The 14,014-nt window shown below is 34.8% G+C and carries 13 protein-coding genes and 1 riboswitch; of the genes, 10 read left to right on the top strand and 3 right to left on the bottom strand.

Going from position 1 to position 14,014, the window contains the following annotated elements; translation table 11 throughout:
* The first annotated feature begins 77 nt into the window (after positions 1-77).
* From J5G60_RS11120 to J5G60_RS11085, 8 genes are read left to right on the top strand one after another with little or no spacing between them, the layout of a single operon-like run.
* Complete coding sequence (locus J5G60_RS11120) at positions 78-1,175, top strand: DUF917 domain-containing protein (RefSeq protein WP_150356941.1); 1,098 nt, start codon at positions 78-80, stop codon at positions 1,173-1,175.
* A gap of 25 nt (positions 1,176-1,200) precedes the next feature.
* On the top strand, positions 1,201-2,775 hold the full coding sequence (locus J5G60_RS11115; protein WP_150356940.1) for an ABC transporter substrate-binding protein: 1,575 nt from the start codon (positions 1,201-1,203) through the stop codon (positions 2,773-2,775).
* Between the two features lie 30 nt (positions 2,776-2,805).
* Positions 2,806-3,816 (top strand): ABC transporter permease, encoded by a 1,011-nt coding sequence (locus tag J5G60_RS11110; protein ID WP_150356939.1) that lies wholly within the window; start codon positions 2,806-2,808, stop codon positions 3,814-3,816.
* A 15-nt stretch (positions 3,817-3,831) separates the two neighbouring features.
* Positions 3,832-4,722 (top strand): nickel transporter permease, encoded by an 891-nt coding sequence (gene nikC / locus J5G60_RS11105; RefSeq protein ID WP_150356938.1) that lies wholly within the window; start codon positions 3,832-3,834, stop codon positions 4,720-4,722.
* Positions 4,723-4,738: 16 nt separating this feature from the next.
* Complete coding sequence (locus J5G60_RS11100; protein ID WP_150356937.1) at positions 4,739-5,728, top strand: ABC transporter ATP-binding protein; 990 nt, start codon at positions 4,739-4,741, stop codon at positions 5,726-5,728.
* Positions 5,721-6,695 (top strand): ABC transporter ATP-binding protein, encoded by a 975-nt coding sequence (locus J5G60_RS11095; RefSeq protein WP_150356936.1) that lies wholly within the window; start codon positions 5,721-5,723, stop codon positions 6,693-6,695. The genes J5G60_RS11100 and J5G60_RS11095 overlap by 8 nt, the downstream gene beginning before the upstream one ends.
* A gap of 58 nt (positions 6,696-6,753) precedes the next feature.
* Complete coding sequence (locus J5G60_RS11090) at positions 6,754-7,797, top strand: aminopeptidase (protein WP_236035264.1); 1,044 nt, start codon at positions 6,754-6,756, stop codon at positions 7,795-7,797.
* Between the two features lie 24 nt (positions 7,798-7,821).
* Positions 7,822-8,937, top strand: coding sequence for a DUF917 domain-containing protein (locus J5G60_RS11085; protein ID WP_150356935.1), 1,116 nt, complete (start codon positions 7,822-7,824; stop codon positions 8,935-8,937).
* A gap of 48 nt (positions 8,938-8,985) precedes the next feature.
* On the opposite strand, the gene J5G60_RS11080 is transcribed toward J5G60_RS11085, so the two are convergent.
* Complete coding sequence (locus J5G60_RS11080; protein WP_150356934.1) at positions 8,986-9,831, bottom strand: YitT family protein; 846 nt, start codon at positions 9,829-9,831, stop codon at positions 8,986-8,988.
* 425 nt (positions 9,832-10,256) lie between these two features.
* On the opposite strand from J5G60_RS11080, the gene greA reads away from it, so the two are divergent.
* Positions 10,257-10,721, top strand: a complete 465-nt coding sequence (greA, locus tag J5G60_RS11075) for a transcription elongation factor GreA (protein ID WP_150356933.1) — start codon at positions 10,257-10,259, stop codon at positions 10,719-10,721.
* Between the two features lie 103 nt (positions 10,722-10,824).
* Positions 10,825-10,926, top strand: a riboswitch (SAM riboswitch).
* A 151-nt stretch (positions 10,927-11,077) separates the two neighbouring features.
* Positions 11,078-11,539: a YbaK/EbsC family protein gene (locus J5G60_RS11070; protein ID WP_150356932.1), complete on the top strand. Its 462-nt coding sequence runs from the start codon at positions 11,078-11,080 to the stop codon at positions 11,537-11,539.
* A gap of 30 nt (positions 11,540-11,569) precedes the next feature.
* Here the strand turns inward: J5G60_RS11070 and J5G60_RS11065 are convergent, their stop codons facing one another.
* Positions 11,570-12,151, bottom strand: a complete 582-nt coding sequence (locus J5G60_RS11065) for a flavin reductase family protein (RefSeq protein ID WP_150356931.1) — start codon at positions 12,149-12,151, stop codon at positions 11,570-11,572.
* 154 nt (positions 12,152-12,305) lie between these two features.
* Complete coding sequence (locus J5G60_RS11060) at positions 12,306-13,886, bottom strand: DEAD/DEAH box helicase (protein WP_150356930.1); 1,581 nt, start codon at positions 13,884-13,886, stop codon at positions 12,306-12,308.
* Positions 13,887-14,014 lie beyond the last annotated feature (128 nt).

Here is a 14,014-nt window from a genome sequence, read left to right as displayed (position 1 = left end):
TAGTTATATAATTATGTAAATAAATATCAATAAAATAGTTGTATATTTATCGAATTGTTAATATTGGAGGAGTTTTAATGCGAAAATTGTTATATCAAGAAGTAGAGGATATACTGATTGGATGCACGATTTTAAGTACTGGAGGTGGTGGAGATTTAGATAAAGGAATTAAAACTGTAAAAAGGACATTTGATGAAGGAAGAGAATTTAAACTTTTAGCGTTTGAAGAAATTAGAGATGATTCTTATTACGTAAATCCTTATTACTGTGGTTCAGTTAAACCGAAAGATGAAATGAATAGTGAAAAAAACAATATGGAAACTGTCCGTGCAGTGAAAAAACTTGAAGATTATATGGGAATAGAATTTGAAGGTATAGTTTCTATAGAATATGGAGGGGGTAACACAGGACAAGCTATGGCAACCGCTGCAATTATGAATAAATGTATAGTTGATTGTGATGCAGCCGGGAGAGCAGTACCTGAGCTTCAATTTTCCACATATTGCATTAAGAGCAAACCTATAAGTCCTTTTGCTATTGCAACTAAATATGGAGATTCTATAATTGTCACCAAAGTTCATGGAGATGAGAGAGCTGAAGCATTGTCCAGGGTTATGGCTGAGGTTACGGATAACGAAGTTGGAATGGCAGATCATCCTATAAATGGGATGGAACTTAAAAGATCTGTAGTTCCGCATGCTCTGAGCTATGCTGAAAAAGTTGGCAGGGCCAGAAGAGAAGCAGAAGAAAATGGTGTTGATCCAATAGAGAATATAATTAAAAATACTGGAGGGTATATGCTTTTTAAGGGAAAAGTGGAAAAGGGAACTACATTTCAAATAAAAGATGGGTTTACAATAGGGACGATATCTATAGGAGGACAAAATCAATTCCGGGGTGAAAAATTTAAGATATGGTATAAAAATGAAAATGTGATTTCCTGGAAAAATAATGAAATATTTATTACTTGTCCAGATCTTATATGTGTTTTAGATGCTGAAAAAGGTTATCCAATAACAAATCCTAATTGCAGGGAGGGTGACCAAATAGCTGTTTTGGGGTTTAAATCACATGGGATATGGAGGAGCAAAGAGGGGATCTCACTTCTAAATCCCAGATTTTTTGGATTTGATGTGGACTATGTACCTATAGAAAAAAAAGTGGCTTCAAAATAATTTTGATATAAGGGGGCATTATCTTATGAAAAATAAAATTTGTTTTTTAGCTGTATTTATGATGATCTTGTCATTGTTTACTGGATGCGGCGGAAGCAGCAGTGATAGTGGTGGCAGTAGTGATGGAAATGATGTTGCCTATTATGCCTATAATAGTGAGCCGATACTCAATTGGGATCCAAGTGTTGAATTTTCCAATGGAGTTATTGTGTTAAACAATGTCTACGAAACACTTCTCAGATTTAATCCTACAACTAAAAAATACGATTATGTACTTGCAACAAGTTATAAAAAAAGCTCAGACGGACTTGTATGGACCTTTAAATTGAGAAAGGGTGTAAAATTTCACGATGGAAATACAATGACTGCAGATGCTGTTAAATATTCTATAGAGAGAACTCAGAAAAAAGAAGTGGGTGCTTCTTATATATGGGCTCCTGTGAAAGAAATAAAGGCTATAGATGATTATACTGTTCAATTTACCTTAAATTATGCAGCTCCACTTGACATGATAGCAAGTTGTCCTTATGCAGCTTTTATAATTTCACCTAAGGTTAAAGATAAACCTGATAATTGGCTGGAACAGGGCAATGAAGATGGGACGGGACCATACAAGCTTTCCAGCAATAAAATGGGAGATGAAGTGGTACTTTCTAAATTCAATGACTATTGGAAAGGATGGAATGGAAAGCATTTTTCTAAAGCTGTAATAAAGAAAACTTCTGAGACCTCATCTAGAAGGCAGATGGTGGAAAAGGGTGATGCTGATATAACAAACAATCTTCCTGCAGAAGATGTAAAAGCTCTTAAATCCTCACAAAATGTAAAAGTTGATATAGAGCCTTCATTTACAAATTTAGTAGCATTTTTTAATACTAAGAAAGCACCCCTGGATAATGAAAAAGTCAGGGAGGCATTAACTTATGCATTCCCATATGAAAATGCAGTTAAGTATGCGGCAGGAGGATTAGCAAAGCAATCTACAGGAGTTATACCGGTTGGAATGTGGGGGCATGGTGACAGCTTGACAAAGTATTCCTTAAACTTGGATAAAGCAAAATCTCTATTGAAAGAAGCTGGAATAAATGAAGGGCAGTTGAAGCTTTCACTTACTTATATGAGTGGAGATGAATCTGAAAAGAAAACAGCAGAGCTGTATAAAAGTGAACTTTCAAAAATTGGAGTGAACTTGGAGGTAAGGGCTATGCCTTGGGAAAGTCAATGGCAGCAAGCCAAAGGTACGGATATACAGAGCAGACAGGATATACTCATGATGTATTGGTGGCCTGATATTTCAAGTCCGTATTCATGGGCCTATAATCTATTTCACAGTGAAAAAAATCCTCTGTATAATTTAGCTTATTATTCAAATAGCCAGTATGATCAATTGGTTGATGATGGATATAAGATGTCAAGCACCAATATTGAAGAAGCAGAAAATAAATTTATAGACGCACAGAAAATTCTTCTTAAAGATAATCCAGCTGTATTTATCTACGACAAAGAAGATGCATGGATAACTAATTCTTCTTTAGGAGGATTTAAAGCAAATTCTGCTTATCCTCTAGTAGTGTTTTTCTATGACTGCTATAGAAAATAGTTTATCCAAGGATAACTAGGAGGTGAAGATTTGAAAAGTTATATATTAAAAAGAATTTTACTTGGAGTGGTGGTATTATTTGGAGTAATTCTCATAACCTTTTTTCTAACTAGGGTGATACCTTCAAATCCAGCTGCACAGTGGGCAGGTTCAAGAGCTACGCCTGCGCAGATACAGAAAGCAAGAATTGAATTGGGTTTAGATAAACCCATATATGTTCAATTTGAAAAATACGTAGTGGATCTGTTCCATGGTAATCTAGGAACATCGCTTAGGACTAAGCAACCTGTTTTAAAAGAGCTGGAAACTTATTTGCCTCCTACGATTGAACTTGTATTTTGGTCTACGATAATGGCAGTTTTGATTGGAATACCGCTTGGCTTGAATTCTGCAAGGAAAAAAGATCATGCACTTGATCATTTCTGTAGATTTTTCTCCGTAGGGGCTGTATCTCTACCTACCTTCTGGGTGGCATTGTTTTTACAATTGATATTTTATAGAAAATTGGGGATTTTGCCTTTAGGTGGGCAATTGGATACAAAAATGAACATCTTGTATAATGTGCCTCATAATACGGGATTATTGCTTTTAGACAGTTTGTTGTCAGGCCAAATACCTGTATTTTTAAATGCTGCCAAGCATATTATTCTACCGGCGGTAACTATAGCACTTTATCCCATGGGGCTTGTAGCGAGAATGACGAGATCTTCCCTTTTGGAAATATTGGAGGAAGATTATATAAAAGCAGCAAGATCCTATGGAATTAAGGAGAGGTTTATCATATGGAGATATGCCCTAAAAAATTCAATGGGAACTACAGTTACAGTATTGGCTTTGTCTATAGGATATACACTTACCAACACATTTTTAGTAGAAGCTATTTTTAGCTGGCCAGGTATAGGAAATTATATATCCACAGCTGTTGTATCACTGGATTATCCCGCAATTATGGGGGTCACACTGTTTTCAGCCTGTGCATATATACTATTGAACCTTATAGCAGATATAATAATTTCATTCGATCCACGAGTCAGAGTATAGGGAGGATGGCAGAAGATGAATAATATGCAGTTATCTAAAACAATAAAACCTAAAATCAAAAAATTAAGGGTTAATGTTTATTTACTTAAAAGAAATAAACTTACCAGAATTGCCTATTATGGAGTTTTAATTCTTCTTGTCATTGCATTTATACTTCCTATATTTGTACCGTCTATTCAAATTATTGCTCAAAATGCAGTTCCCCAGGACAAATTGATGGCACCTTCTCTAAAACATATTTTTGGAACAGATGAACTTGGAAGAGATGTATTTATAAGAATAATTGCAGGTGCAAATATCTCCTTAAAAACGGCTCTTTTGGCTGTTGGGATGGCTCTTGTTATAGGAATACCATTAGGTGCTGTAGCCGGATTTTTTGGGGGATTTGTAGATGAATTGATAATGAGATTTACAGATATATTTTTAGGATTTCCACCTTTGCTGCTTGCTATAGCTATTGCCGCATTTTTAGGACCTAATCTTCAAAATGCTATGATTGCCATAGCGTTGTCATGGTGGCCATGGTATACGAGAATAATGAGAGGTCAGGCAGTGTCTATAAAAGAGAGGCAATTTGTAAAGGCGGCGAAAGCTATAGGAGCTTCGCCTCATACTATTATTTTAAGCCATATAATCCCCAATTGTATAGCACCTATAATAGTTCAAGCTTCTATGGATATAGGAGGAGTTATTTTGACTATAGCCTCTTTGAGTTTTTTAGGACTGGGTGCGCAGCCTCCCATTCCTGAATGGGGATTGATGGTCAGTACAAGCAGAGATTATTTTTTGGATTCCTGGTGGTATAGTATATTCCCTGGATTGGCCATATTTATTACAGTTCTCATATTCAATCTGTTGGGTGATGGACTTAGAGAGATACTTGATCCTAAAACTAGAAAAAACTGATAAGTGAGGTGGTTATATGAGCAGTAAAGTGTATTTTCATATAAAAGATCTTAAAATTAATTTTAAGATCTTTGAGGGAGAAAAGACTGTACTCAATATAGATGAAATTAGAATAGATAGAGGGAAGTCATATGGAATAATAGGAGAAAGCGGAACAGGGAAAACAGTACTAGCATTATCTATTCTGAAACTCCTTCAAATGCCTCCTGGCAGAGTGGTGAGAGGAGAGATATCTTTGGAGGGAGAAAATCTCTTGAATATGAGTCAGAAGCGTATGCAGAGTGAAATAAGAGGTAAAAAAATATCCATGATATTTCAGGATCCGATGTCTACTTTAAATCCGGTTTTTAACATTGGAGATCAGATAATAAAAGTAATAATGGAAAATCAAAATTTAAATAAAAGAGATGCATATTCAAAAGCGGTGGAGATGATCAATACTGTTAAACTCCCTGATGCTGAAAATATAATGAAAAAATATCCTCATGAATTAAGTGGAGGTCAGAGGCAAAGAGTTATAATTGCACTTGCGCTAAGCTGCGGAGCACAATTTATCATCGCGGATGAACCCACGAGAAACCTGGATGTAACAATACAGGCAGGTATTTTGAAACTTATTCGTGAACTACAAAAAAATCTAAAAGTAACAGTGCTTTTTATAGCAAATAATCCTGGACTTGTTTCTGCAACTTGTGATGATACTGCAATATTATACAAAGGAGAAATAGTTGAAAGGGGAAAAACTAGAGAAGTATTAAAAAATGCCAAACATCCCTATACGCAGATGCTTTTAAATGCCGTACCGAAGAATAGAAAAAATGAAATAGATTTAAACAAATTGGTATTTACAGAAGGAAATGCTGGAGATGATAGAAAAGGATGCTTATATTATGACCGATGTTTGAAAAGACAGGACAAGTGCAGAAAAAAGCAAGAATTATTACAACTTGGGGAAAATCACTTTGTAAAATGCTGTCTATACAAAGGAGATAATGATGATGAATGAAAAATTATTAGAGGTAAGAAATTTAAAAAAGTACTTTGAAATTGGTAAAAAGGGTCTTTTTTCTAAAACTAAATCCTATTTAAAAGCCGTTGATGATGTATCTTTTGATGTGAAAAAGGGAGAAACTCTTGGGCTTGTGGGAGAATCAGGCTGCGGAAAATCAACTTTGGTAAATACTATTTTAGATTTGATAACGCCGACTTTTGGAAGAGTTATTTTTGACGGGAAAGATTTATTTAGTCTGGGTAAAAAGGAATTGAGAAGTATAAGAAAGTACATACAAATTGTATTTCAGGATCCTTTTTGGTCTTTGAACCCTAGAATGTTGGTGAAAGATATCGTGGGAGAACCACTTAAAGTTCAGGAGAAAATAAATAACTTTGAAATTATGAAAAGAGTCGAAAAACTTCTTGAAATGGTTGGACTTCCAAAAGATGGTGCTTATAAATATCCTCATGAATTTAGTGGAGGTCAAAGACAGCGTATTGCGATAGCTAGGGCATTGGCACTTATGCCAAAACTCATTGTTCTCGATGAACCAACATCATCTATAGATGTATTTTCCCAGGCCCAAATCTTGGAATTGTTGGAAAGGCTTAAAAAAAAGTTCAATTTAACTTATATAATAATATCTCATGATTTAAGTGTTGTAAGCTATATGGCCGATAGGATTGCGATAATGTATCTTGGTAAAATTGTTGAATACGGGGATTCAGATACTGTGTTCAACCATCCAATGCATCCATATACCCAGGCTCTGTTTGCTGCTATACCGGATATAAATATGGAAAATATAGAAGATATGGTTACTTTAAAGGGAAATGTGCCAAGCTCAATAAATCCCCCAAAAGGATGCAGGTTTCATACTAGATGTATCTATGCAAAGGGTATATGCAGTATTGAAGAGCCTGAATTGATTATGTTGGAGGATGGGAGAAGGGTAGGGTGTCATATGATTCGGCAGTGACAAATTTATGATGTTAGAAAACATAATGGTTAAAATTTTATATGGAGGGTGTGATCTGATGAAATTATACGAGTTTGAATTACAAAAGGCAGCAGATAAATTGGTCAATGAAATACTCAAAGTCAAGGAAGGAGAAACTGTTTTGATAACAGCAGATACTTCTTCAAATGAAACTGTTGTAAATACCACAGCTTCAAGCATATATAGTGTAAAGGGAAAGCCTATGGTCATATGGACTGCAACTCCGGATGGAGTTGGAAAGGCAGCAGATCCAAAGCTTCCAGTTGAAGCTCTTGGAGCTGCACTGTCAAAAGCAGATGTGTGGATAGAATATAATGAGAAATGGCTTTTGTATTCTACACCCTTTGAGGTGGCATTTAAAAACAACAAAAAATTAAGATATATAAATCTTGTGGGAATGAATCCGGATATTATGATAAGAAATATAGGAAAAGTGAATATAAGAGTACTTGCGAAGTTTTTGAGAAAAGTAGCAGAGATGAATAGATCTGCCGCAGCTATGACAGCTGAAACGCCTCTTGGAACTCACCTTGAATTTCAACTAGATCCCACACATGTAGTAGCTTGTGATGCTGGAGAAGCTTATGAGCCTGGAATGTTCATGATGCCGGGGCAGATAAACGTGATTCCTAGATTTGGCACAATAAACGGTGTGCTGGTGTTTGACGGATCTCTTGTTCCGCCTTGCGGGCTTTTAAAAGAACCCATAAGGATGAAAATTGAGAACAGTACCATCGTTAAGATAGAAGGGGGTCATCAAGCTGATGAATTTAAGGAATGGCTGAAATCATTGAAGGATCCCAGTATGTATAAGCTTGCCCATATAGCGTATGGATTTGGACCAGGAGCAATGCTTACCGGGAATATAGTAGAGGACGAGAGGGTCTGGGGTGCTGTTGAATGGGGAATAGGATATGTGAGCAAAAGTGAGGCGCCTCCTTTTGGACAAAATGCTGTATCCCATTGTGATGGAATATGTCTTAATTCTTCTATATGGGTGGGTAACGTAAAAATAATGGACAATGGTAGGATTATACATCCTGATCTTGTTAAATATGTAGATGAAATATTTAAAAAATGATATGGAGGAAGGTGGACTTTAATTATGAAGAGGCTGAGTATGCAGGACTTGAGAGATATATTGCTTGGAGCTGCAATAGTTGGCACAGGTGGAGGAGGAAGTCTTGAAAATGGAATAAAATTGGTAGAAGGTTCTTTTAATGAAGGATATCAATTTTATCTCGCAGGTTTAAGTGAAATAGAAGATGAGGCCCTGGTAGGAACTCCATATGGATGTGGTTCTATAAGCCCTCTTTCTGAGGATCAGGTAGAAAAATATAAAAATATGTACAAAATAAAATATACTGCAGAAATGGCTGCTGTCAATGCAATAGAAGAATATTTGGGAGAGGACTTATATGGAGTAGTTACAACGGAGCTCGGCGGCGGCAATATGGCATCTGCACTGGATGTGGCAGCTAGAACCGGAAAGCCCATAATAGATGCGGATCCTGCGGGAAGAAGTGTTCCCTGCCTTCAACACTCAACTTATAATTTAAATGGGATACCTATAACTCCAATGGGTGTAGCAGACAAGCTTGGAGATTCCATGATATTTACAGAAGTTGAAAGTGACGAAAGAGCAGAAGCCCTTGCCAGGGCAGCGGCTGTTGCTAGCTTTAATCATGTCGGGGTGGTAGATCATGTTGCAAGATGGAAGGTAATTAAAAATACCCTTATCAAAAATACTGTTACAATGTGCCTGGAAGTAGGCAAAATCGCCAGAATCGCTAGGAATAAAAATATAAACTTTGCCTATGATATTGTGGAAAAATTTGATGGATTCATCATGTTTCAAGGAAAAGTCAGTAAGGTTTGTTGGGAAGATAAATCCGGATTTACTTTTGGAAATATATATATTGAAGGTAATGGAAAATATCAAAATCAAAACTTAAGAATTTGGTTTCAAAATGAAAATATAATTTCCTGGAAAAATGGAAAAGTGTTTGTAACGGTTCCAGATTCAATAAATGTAGTGGACAATGATAAAAATATGCCACTTTTGAATCCCTATGCAAAAGTGGGTATGGAAGTTACGGTGTTTTCTCTAAAGGCTTTTGAGCAATGGAGAAGTAAAAGGGGACTTGAAATTTTTGGACCTGAGTTTTTTGGATATCACGTACCTTACAAAAAAGTGGAAGATATATTGTCACCAGATTAATATGTAGAAGATACCCGAAAAGTAATCTAGTTACCTTTCGGATATCTTCTACACTATATTGCTAAATCCTTCTCCTAATACCTCATTTATGTCATTTACAGTGATGAAAGCTTTATTATCTAAAAGTCTTATATAATTTTTCAATTTTAAAAATTGTTTTCTATTTAAAATGGTAATTATGACTTCCTTTTTATCATCTTTATAGGCGCCTTTGGCATAATAGATGGTGGCGCTTCTCTCAAGTTCCTTTATAATAAAATTTTGTATATTCCTCCCGTGATTACTTATTATAGCAACCTGCTTATAGGAATTTAGACTTACTATAACCCTGTCTATTATTGTAGAATTTAATATTACCCCCAGTATGGCATAAAGACCTTTGTTTACCCCGAGTACTATAGTTGCAGCTATAGTTACGGTTATATCAGCTATCAACACGGATTTGCCTATGCTTATTTTTGTATATTTGTTTATTATTTTTGCGATTATATCCGTACCTCCAGTTGAAGCGCCTAGATTAAATATTATACCCATGCCCATTCCACATATCAATATGCCAAATATAAGCTGAACTAGAATATCACTGCTAAATGGCTTTATATGTGGATATATTTTTTCTAAGAAAAATATCAGTGCAGATATGGAGAAGCTGCAGAATACGGTTTTCCCGCCGAATATAGGGCCAATTATTATAATTCCTAAAGTGAATAATATAACTTCCATTCCCATCATCAACAGACCAATAGGAAGATTTGGAAACAATGTGTTTATAATTATGGCAATACCGCTTGTGCCACCGGCGGCAATGTGATTTGGAGCTAAAAAGAAATAGGTACCGAAAGCTACAAGAAATGTTCCAATCAACATGAAAAAAATATCTTTTATATTTTTCATAATAAATAACCTCCCTCCTTGTATACACTTGACTGTAAATTTATTCATTAAAAAAAGCATATAAAAATCTAAGTAAATACTCTCTCAGATTCATATGCTCTCATACATACAAAAATTGCAAATATAATTGTGTGTATGTCTTTTAAATGCCTTACTAAATATATTATATAATGGTAAATATTATTGTGTCAACATGTTTTCAATATTGATACTGATAGGTATAATTATGTTGATTTTAAGAATCATCTATAAAAGGCTGGCCTGAATTTTACTAGACTGTCTGGAACTTGGGTTGTATTATTTAATTAGTAATATTATAATAAAATAGTAAGGCAAATGAGCACGTAAAAAAACAGCGAATCCATGAAAAATAGCTGGTTTTTTGATTACATTATGGAAAATTTAGAATAGTAGGTGAATTATTTATGCAAGATGTAATTTTGACAGAATCAGGCAAAAAAAAACTTGAACAGGAATTGGAATATTTAAAGACGGTTAAAAGGGTGGAAATAAAAGCTGCCTTGAAATCTGCTCGTGCACAGGGGGATCTTAGCGAAAATGCCGATTACAGTGCAGCTAAAGATGATCAATCTATGACTGAAACTAGAATACAGGAACTGGAAAGTCAACTTAAAAATGCTGTAATAATAGAGAGTTCACAGGATGAAGATGTGTTCGATATAAATAAAACGGCAGAAGTAAAATTTTGTGATATAGATGAAGTTGAACAGGTTACTCTTGTAAGTTCAGTAGAATCAGATGTGAAAAAGATGAAAATAAGTATAGAATCACCTCTGGGTAAGGCCTTATTTAGGATGAAAGTGGGGGAAAGGGCGACGGTTGCATCTCCAGATGGAAATTATGATGTGGAAATAGAAAAGATTTTATAAATATTTCGCTGGATATTTTATCTAGCGAAATATTTTTTTACAAAAACATGAGTTGACAAACAAATGATAGTCTGGTATCCTGTATTTAAAATTAATATTAAAATTCTTATCGCGAGAGACTGAGGGACTGGCCCCATGATGTCCGGCAACCTAAAATTATATTTTAAGGTGCTAATTCCAGCAGGTGATACCTGGAAGATAAGATATATGAGTATGTAAATCTCCTTATAGCTTATCTATAAGGAGATTTTTTATCTGAAGGCTATCTTTTCTTGATTCACAGTTTACAATGTATAATCATGGATGTCATTTCTTGAACTTAAGAATTATTTGATAAAAAATTGGAGGAATTGAAGATGAGTGTAGAAAGTGTAGTTAATTATTTTTTAGATAGGGGAATGGAAAATCCAGTATTCAAACTTCCTGATAGTGGTGCTACTGTTCAGCAGGCTGCAGAAACCATACATACGGAGCCAAAATATATAGCAAAGACGTTGGCATTTAAAGTTAAAGATGATGATATATTAATAGTTATGAGAGGGGATTTAAGAGTTAGTAATAAAAAATACAAAAAGTTTTTTAAAACTAAGGCTAAAATGCTGAGTCATGATGAGGTGCTGGAAGATACAGGTCATCCTGTGGGAGGACTGTGTCCTTTTGGATTGAAAAACCCTATTAAAGTATATTTGGATAAATCTATAAGGGATTTTGAATATGTATACCCTGCTGCTGGATCTAAAGAGTTTGCCCTTAAAATAAAACCAGAGGTAATTGGCAATTTGGTAAATGGACAGTGGATAGATGTTTGTGAGAGCTAGTTAATACTGTAAATGATCAAATAAAAGCCCTTATCTTGGGGCTTTATTTCTTCTCTTGATTGAATATCCAAAGTGGCCAAGAGGTTTTGAATTTAGGCTGTAGTATTCTCCATGGCTGTAACAGATAAGGTTCGCTTTTTCGAAATGTATTTTATTGTTTAAATCAAGCAGATTTTTATCCACTTTTACGTTTGAAATTTCCAGCAAAAATAGATCGTGAGTTCCAAGAGGTGCAATTGACAGCAATTTGCACTCCAGGGCTACTGGAGATCTTTCAAGAGATGGAGTGGAGATGGATATGCCTTTGTTAAGTTTCAGATTAAAATGTTTGATTTTATCTTCCTTTTTTCCAGAAACAACTCCACAATAATCTACAATTGTAGTCATATCTTTTGTAGGAAGATTTATAGAACATTGTCCACTTTCTTTAATGTATTTATGAGAAAGCCTTTCAGGTCTTATTCCCATGGCGACAATGGGTTTTTTAGTACATACAGTGCTTACCCATCCCACTGTAAAAATATTTAATTTATTGGATATGCTTTTGGAAACCACAAGGACCACTGGAGTTGGGTTTAACATTGCACTGCCTTTAAAATTTAATTTATTCATATGGGTTCCTCCAACTTATTTTATACATTTTGAGTTAAAATTCTATTTTTGATGTTGTTGTTGTCAATATTGGATAAAAGTCCTAAAAGAAACCATAGGGATATATTTCATGATATTTACAGGGTTTCACATGGCTCTTATAGGACAAATTAATTTAACGATGGGATTTTTTATTTTTTGCCAGTTCTACAGAAACTCTTCTGCCTTGAAGCTTTTTACCATTGGATTTTTTAAGTATGATGTTTCCAACTCTTTCGGGAACGCTTATAAAGGTAAATTTGTTTAGTATGTCTATATCTCCTATTTCATAGGCCTCCACTGAAGAGGTTTCAGCTATGAATTTCAACAGCTTTCTTGGAGTTATATTATCCATTCTTCCTATGGAAAAAAATAATCTCATATTTTCCTCTTCTATGTTTATGGAATTCTCCTTATAATTAAAACTCAATTCCTTTTCGAAAATTATCTTCATAAGGGCAGCAGCCACATCCACCAAATTGTATTCTTCATCCAATTCCATTGCTACTGGAACAAAATTTTTATAATTGTTTTCCGATATAACATCTCTTATCTTTTTTTCTATATTTTTATATTTAGCTTCAAATATATCATCTACTGTAGGAATTTCTTTTCTCTTTATTTTGCTTTTAGTGAACTTTTCTATTTGCTTTAACAGCATATATTCTTTGGGAGTTACCAGAGAATAGGCAATTCCCTCTTTATTGGCTCTTCCAGTCCTTCCTATTCTGTGTACGTAGGATTCGGTGTCCTGGGGAAGATCATAATTTATTACATGGGATACATTTTCAACATCTATTCCCCTGGCAGCTACGTCAGTGGCAACTAAAAAGTCCAGGGAGGAATCTTTGAATTTTCTAAGTGTGTTCAACCTCTGATTTTGCCCCATGTCTCCGTGCATACCTTCTACATTGTATCCTCTTGACTGGAGGCCTTCTACTAATTCATCTACGCCGCGTTTAGTTCTGCAAAATATGATAGCACTGGAGGGTTCATCTACATCTAAAATTCTACATAGAGATTCGAACCTATCTTTGTTTTTTATTTCATAGTAATACTGTTTTGTTTTTTCAACAGTTAACGTGTTTTTAGCTATTTCTATATATTTTGTATCGCTTTTCATGTATTTTGAGGCTAATTTTCTTATCTGATTTGGCATGGTAGCAGAAAAGAGCAGTGTCTGTCTATTTGAATTGCAGGCTTTGATTATATCTTCTATATCATCTATAAAACCCATATCCAGCATTTCATCTGCCTCATCTATTATCAGAAATTGTATACTGCTTAAATCCAGGGTATTTCTATGTAGGTGGTCTAATATTCTCCCAGGTGTGCCTACTACTACATCTATGCCTCTTTTCAAGGCTTTGATTTGCCTCTCTATGGGCTGACCGCCGTATATTGGAAGCAGTGATATTTTTCTAAATTTGGCAATTCTGGATAGTTCGTCATTTACTTGAATGGCAAGCTCTCGAGTAGGCGTGATTATTATAGATGAAATGTTTTTACTATTGCAATCAATTTTACTCAGCATTGGTGCTCCAAAGGCCAAGGTTTTTCCCGTACCTGTTTGTGCCTGACCTATTACATCTTTTCCCTCTAATATTATGGGAATTGATTCCGCTTGAATTTGAGAAGGCTCTTCAAATCCCATATTATCTATGGCCTGGAGGACTTTAGAATGTAAGCCTAAATTATTAAAATCAATATTTTTCATTAAAATTCCTCTTTCTTTTTTATATTACAAAACAAAACTTATCATATCATAGTATATACATATTATCAAATTTTAATTTGATTTAAATACTTTTTATTTATAATGATATAAACTATAATAGAATATAC

This window comes from Clostridium sp. HV4-5-A1G (genome assembly GCF_900184915.1).
GTDB lineage: Bacteria > Bacillota > Clostridia > Clostridiales > Clostridiaceae > Clostridium_B > Clostridium_B aromativorans.
Note: the sequence above shows the minus strand (reverse complement) of the source record. Positions and strands in the feature narration are given on the sequence as shown.

What these genes read in the sequence shown, in the direction of transcription:
- J5G60_RS11080 (WP_150356934.1), bottom strand. Translation starts at nt 9,831, where the DNA reads ATGAAAAATATAAAAGATATTTTTTTCATGTTGATTGGAACATTTCTT.
- J5G60_RS11100 (WP_150356937.1), top strand. Translation starts at nt 4,739, where the DNA reads ATGAGCAGTAAAGTGTATTTTCATATAAAAGATCTTAAAATTAATTTT.
- J5G60_RS11085 (WP_150356935.1), top strand. Translation starts at nt 7,822, where the DNA reads ATGAAGAGGCTGAGTATGCAGGACTTGAGAGATATATTGCTTGGAGCT.
- J5G60_RS11065 (WP_150356931.1), bottom strand. Translation starts at nt 12,151, where the DNA reads ATGAATAAATTAAATTTTAAAGGCAGTGCAATGTTAAACCCAACTCCA.
- greA (WP_150356933.1), top strand. Translation starts at nt 10,257, where the DNA reads ATGCAAGATGTAATTTTGACAGAATCAGGCAAAAAAAAACTTGAACAG.
- J5G60_RS11120 (WP_150356941.1), top strand. Translation starts at nt 78, where the DNA reads ATGCGAAAATTGTTATATCAAGAAGTAGAGGATATACTGATTGGATGC.
- J5G60_RS11070 (WP_150356932.1), top strand. Translation starts at nt 11,078, where the DNA reads ATGAGTGTAGAAAGTGTAGTTAATTATTTTTTAGATAGGGGAATGGAA.
- J5G60_RS11115 (WP_150356940.1), top strand. Translation starts at nt 1,201, where the DNA reads ATGAAAAATAAAATTTGTTTTTTAGCTGTATTTATGATGATCTTGTCA.
- J5G60_RS11095 (WP_150356936.1), top strand. Translation starts at nt 5,721, where the DNA reads ATGAATGAAAAATTATTAGAGGTAAGAAATTTAAAAAAGTACTTTGAA.
- J5G60_RS11090 (WP_236035264.1), top strand. Translation starts at nt 6,754, where the DNA reads ATGAAATTATACGAGTTTGAATTACAAAAGGCAGCAGATAAATTGGTC.
- J5G60_RS11060 (WP_150356930.1), bottom strand. Translation starts at nt 13,886, where the DNA reads ATGAAAAATATTGATTTTAATAATTTAGGCTTACATTCTAAAGTCCTC.
- nikC (WP_150356938.1), top strand. Translation starts at nt 3,832, where the DNA reads ATGAATAATATGCAGTTATCTAAAACAATAAAACCTAAAATCAAAAAA.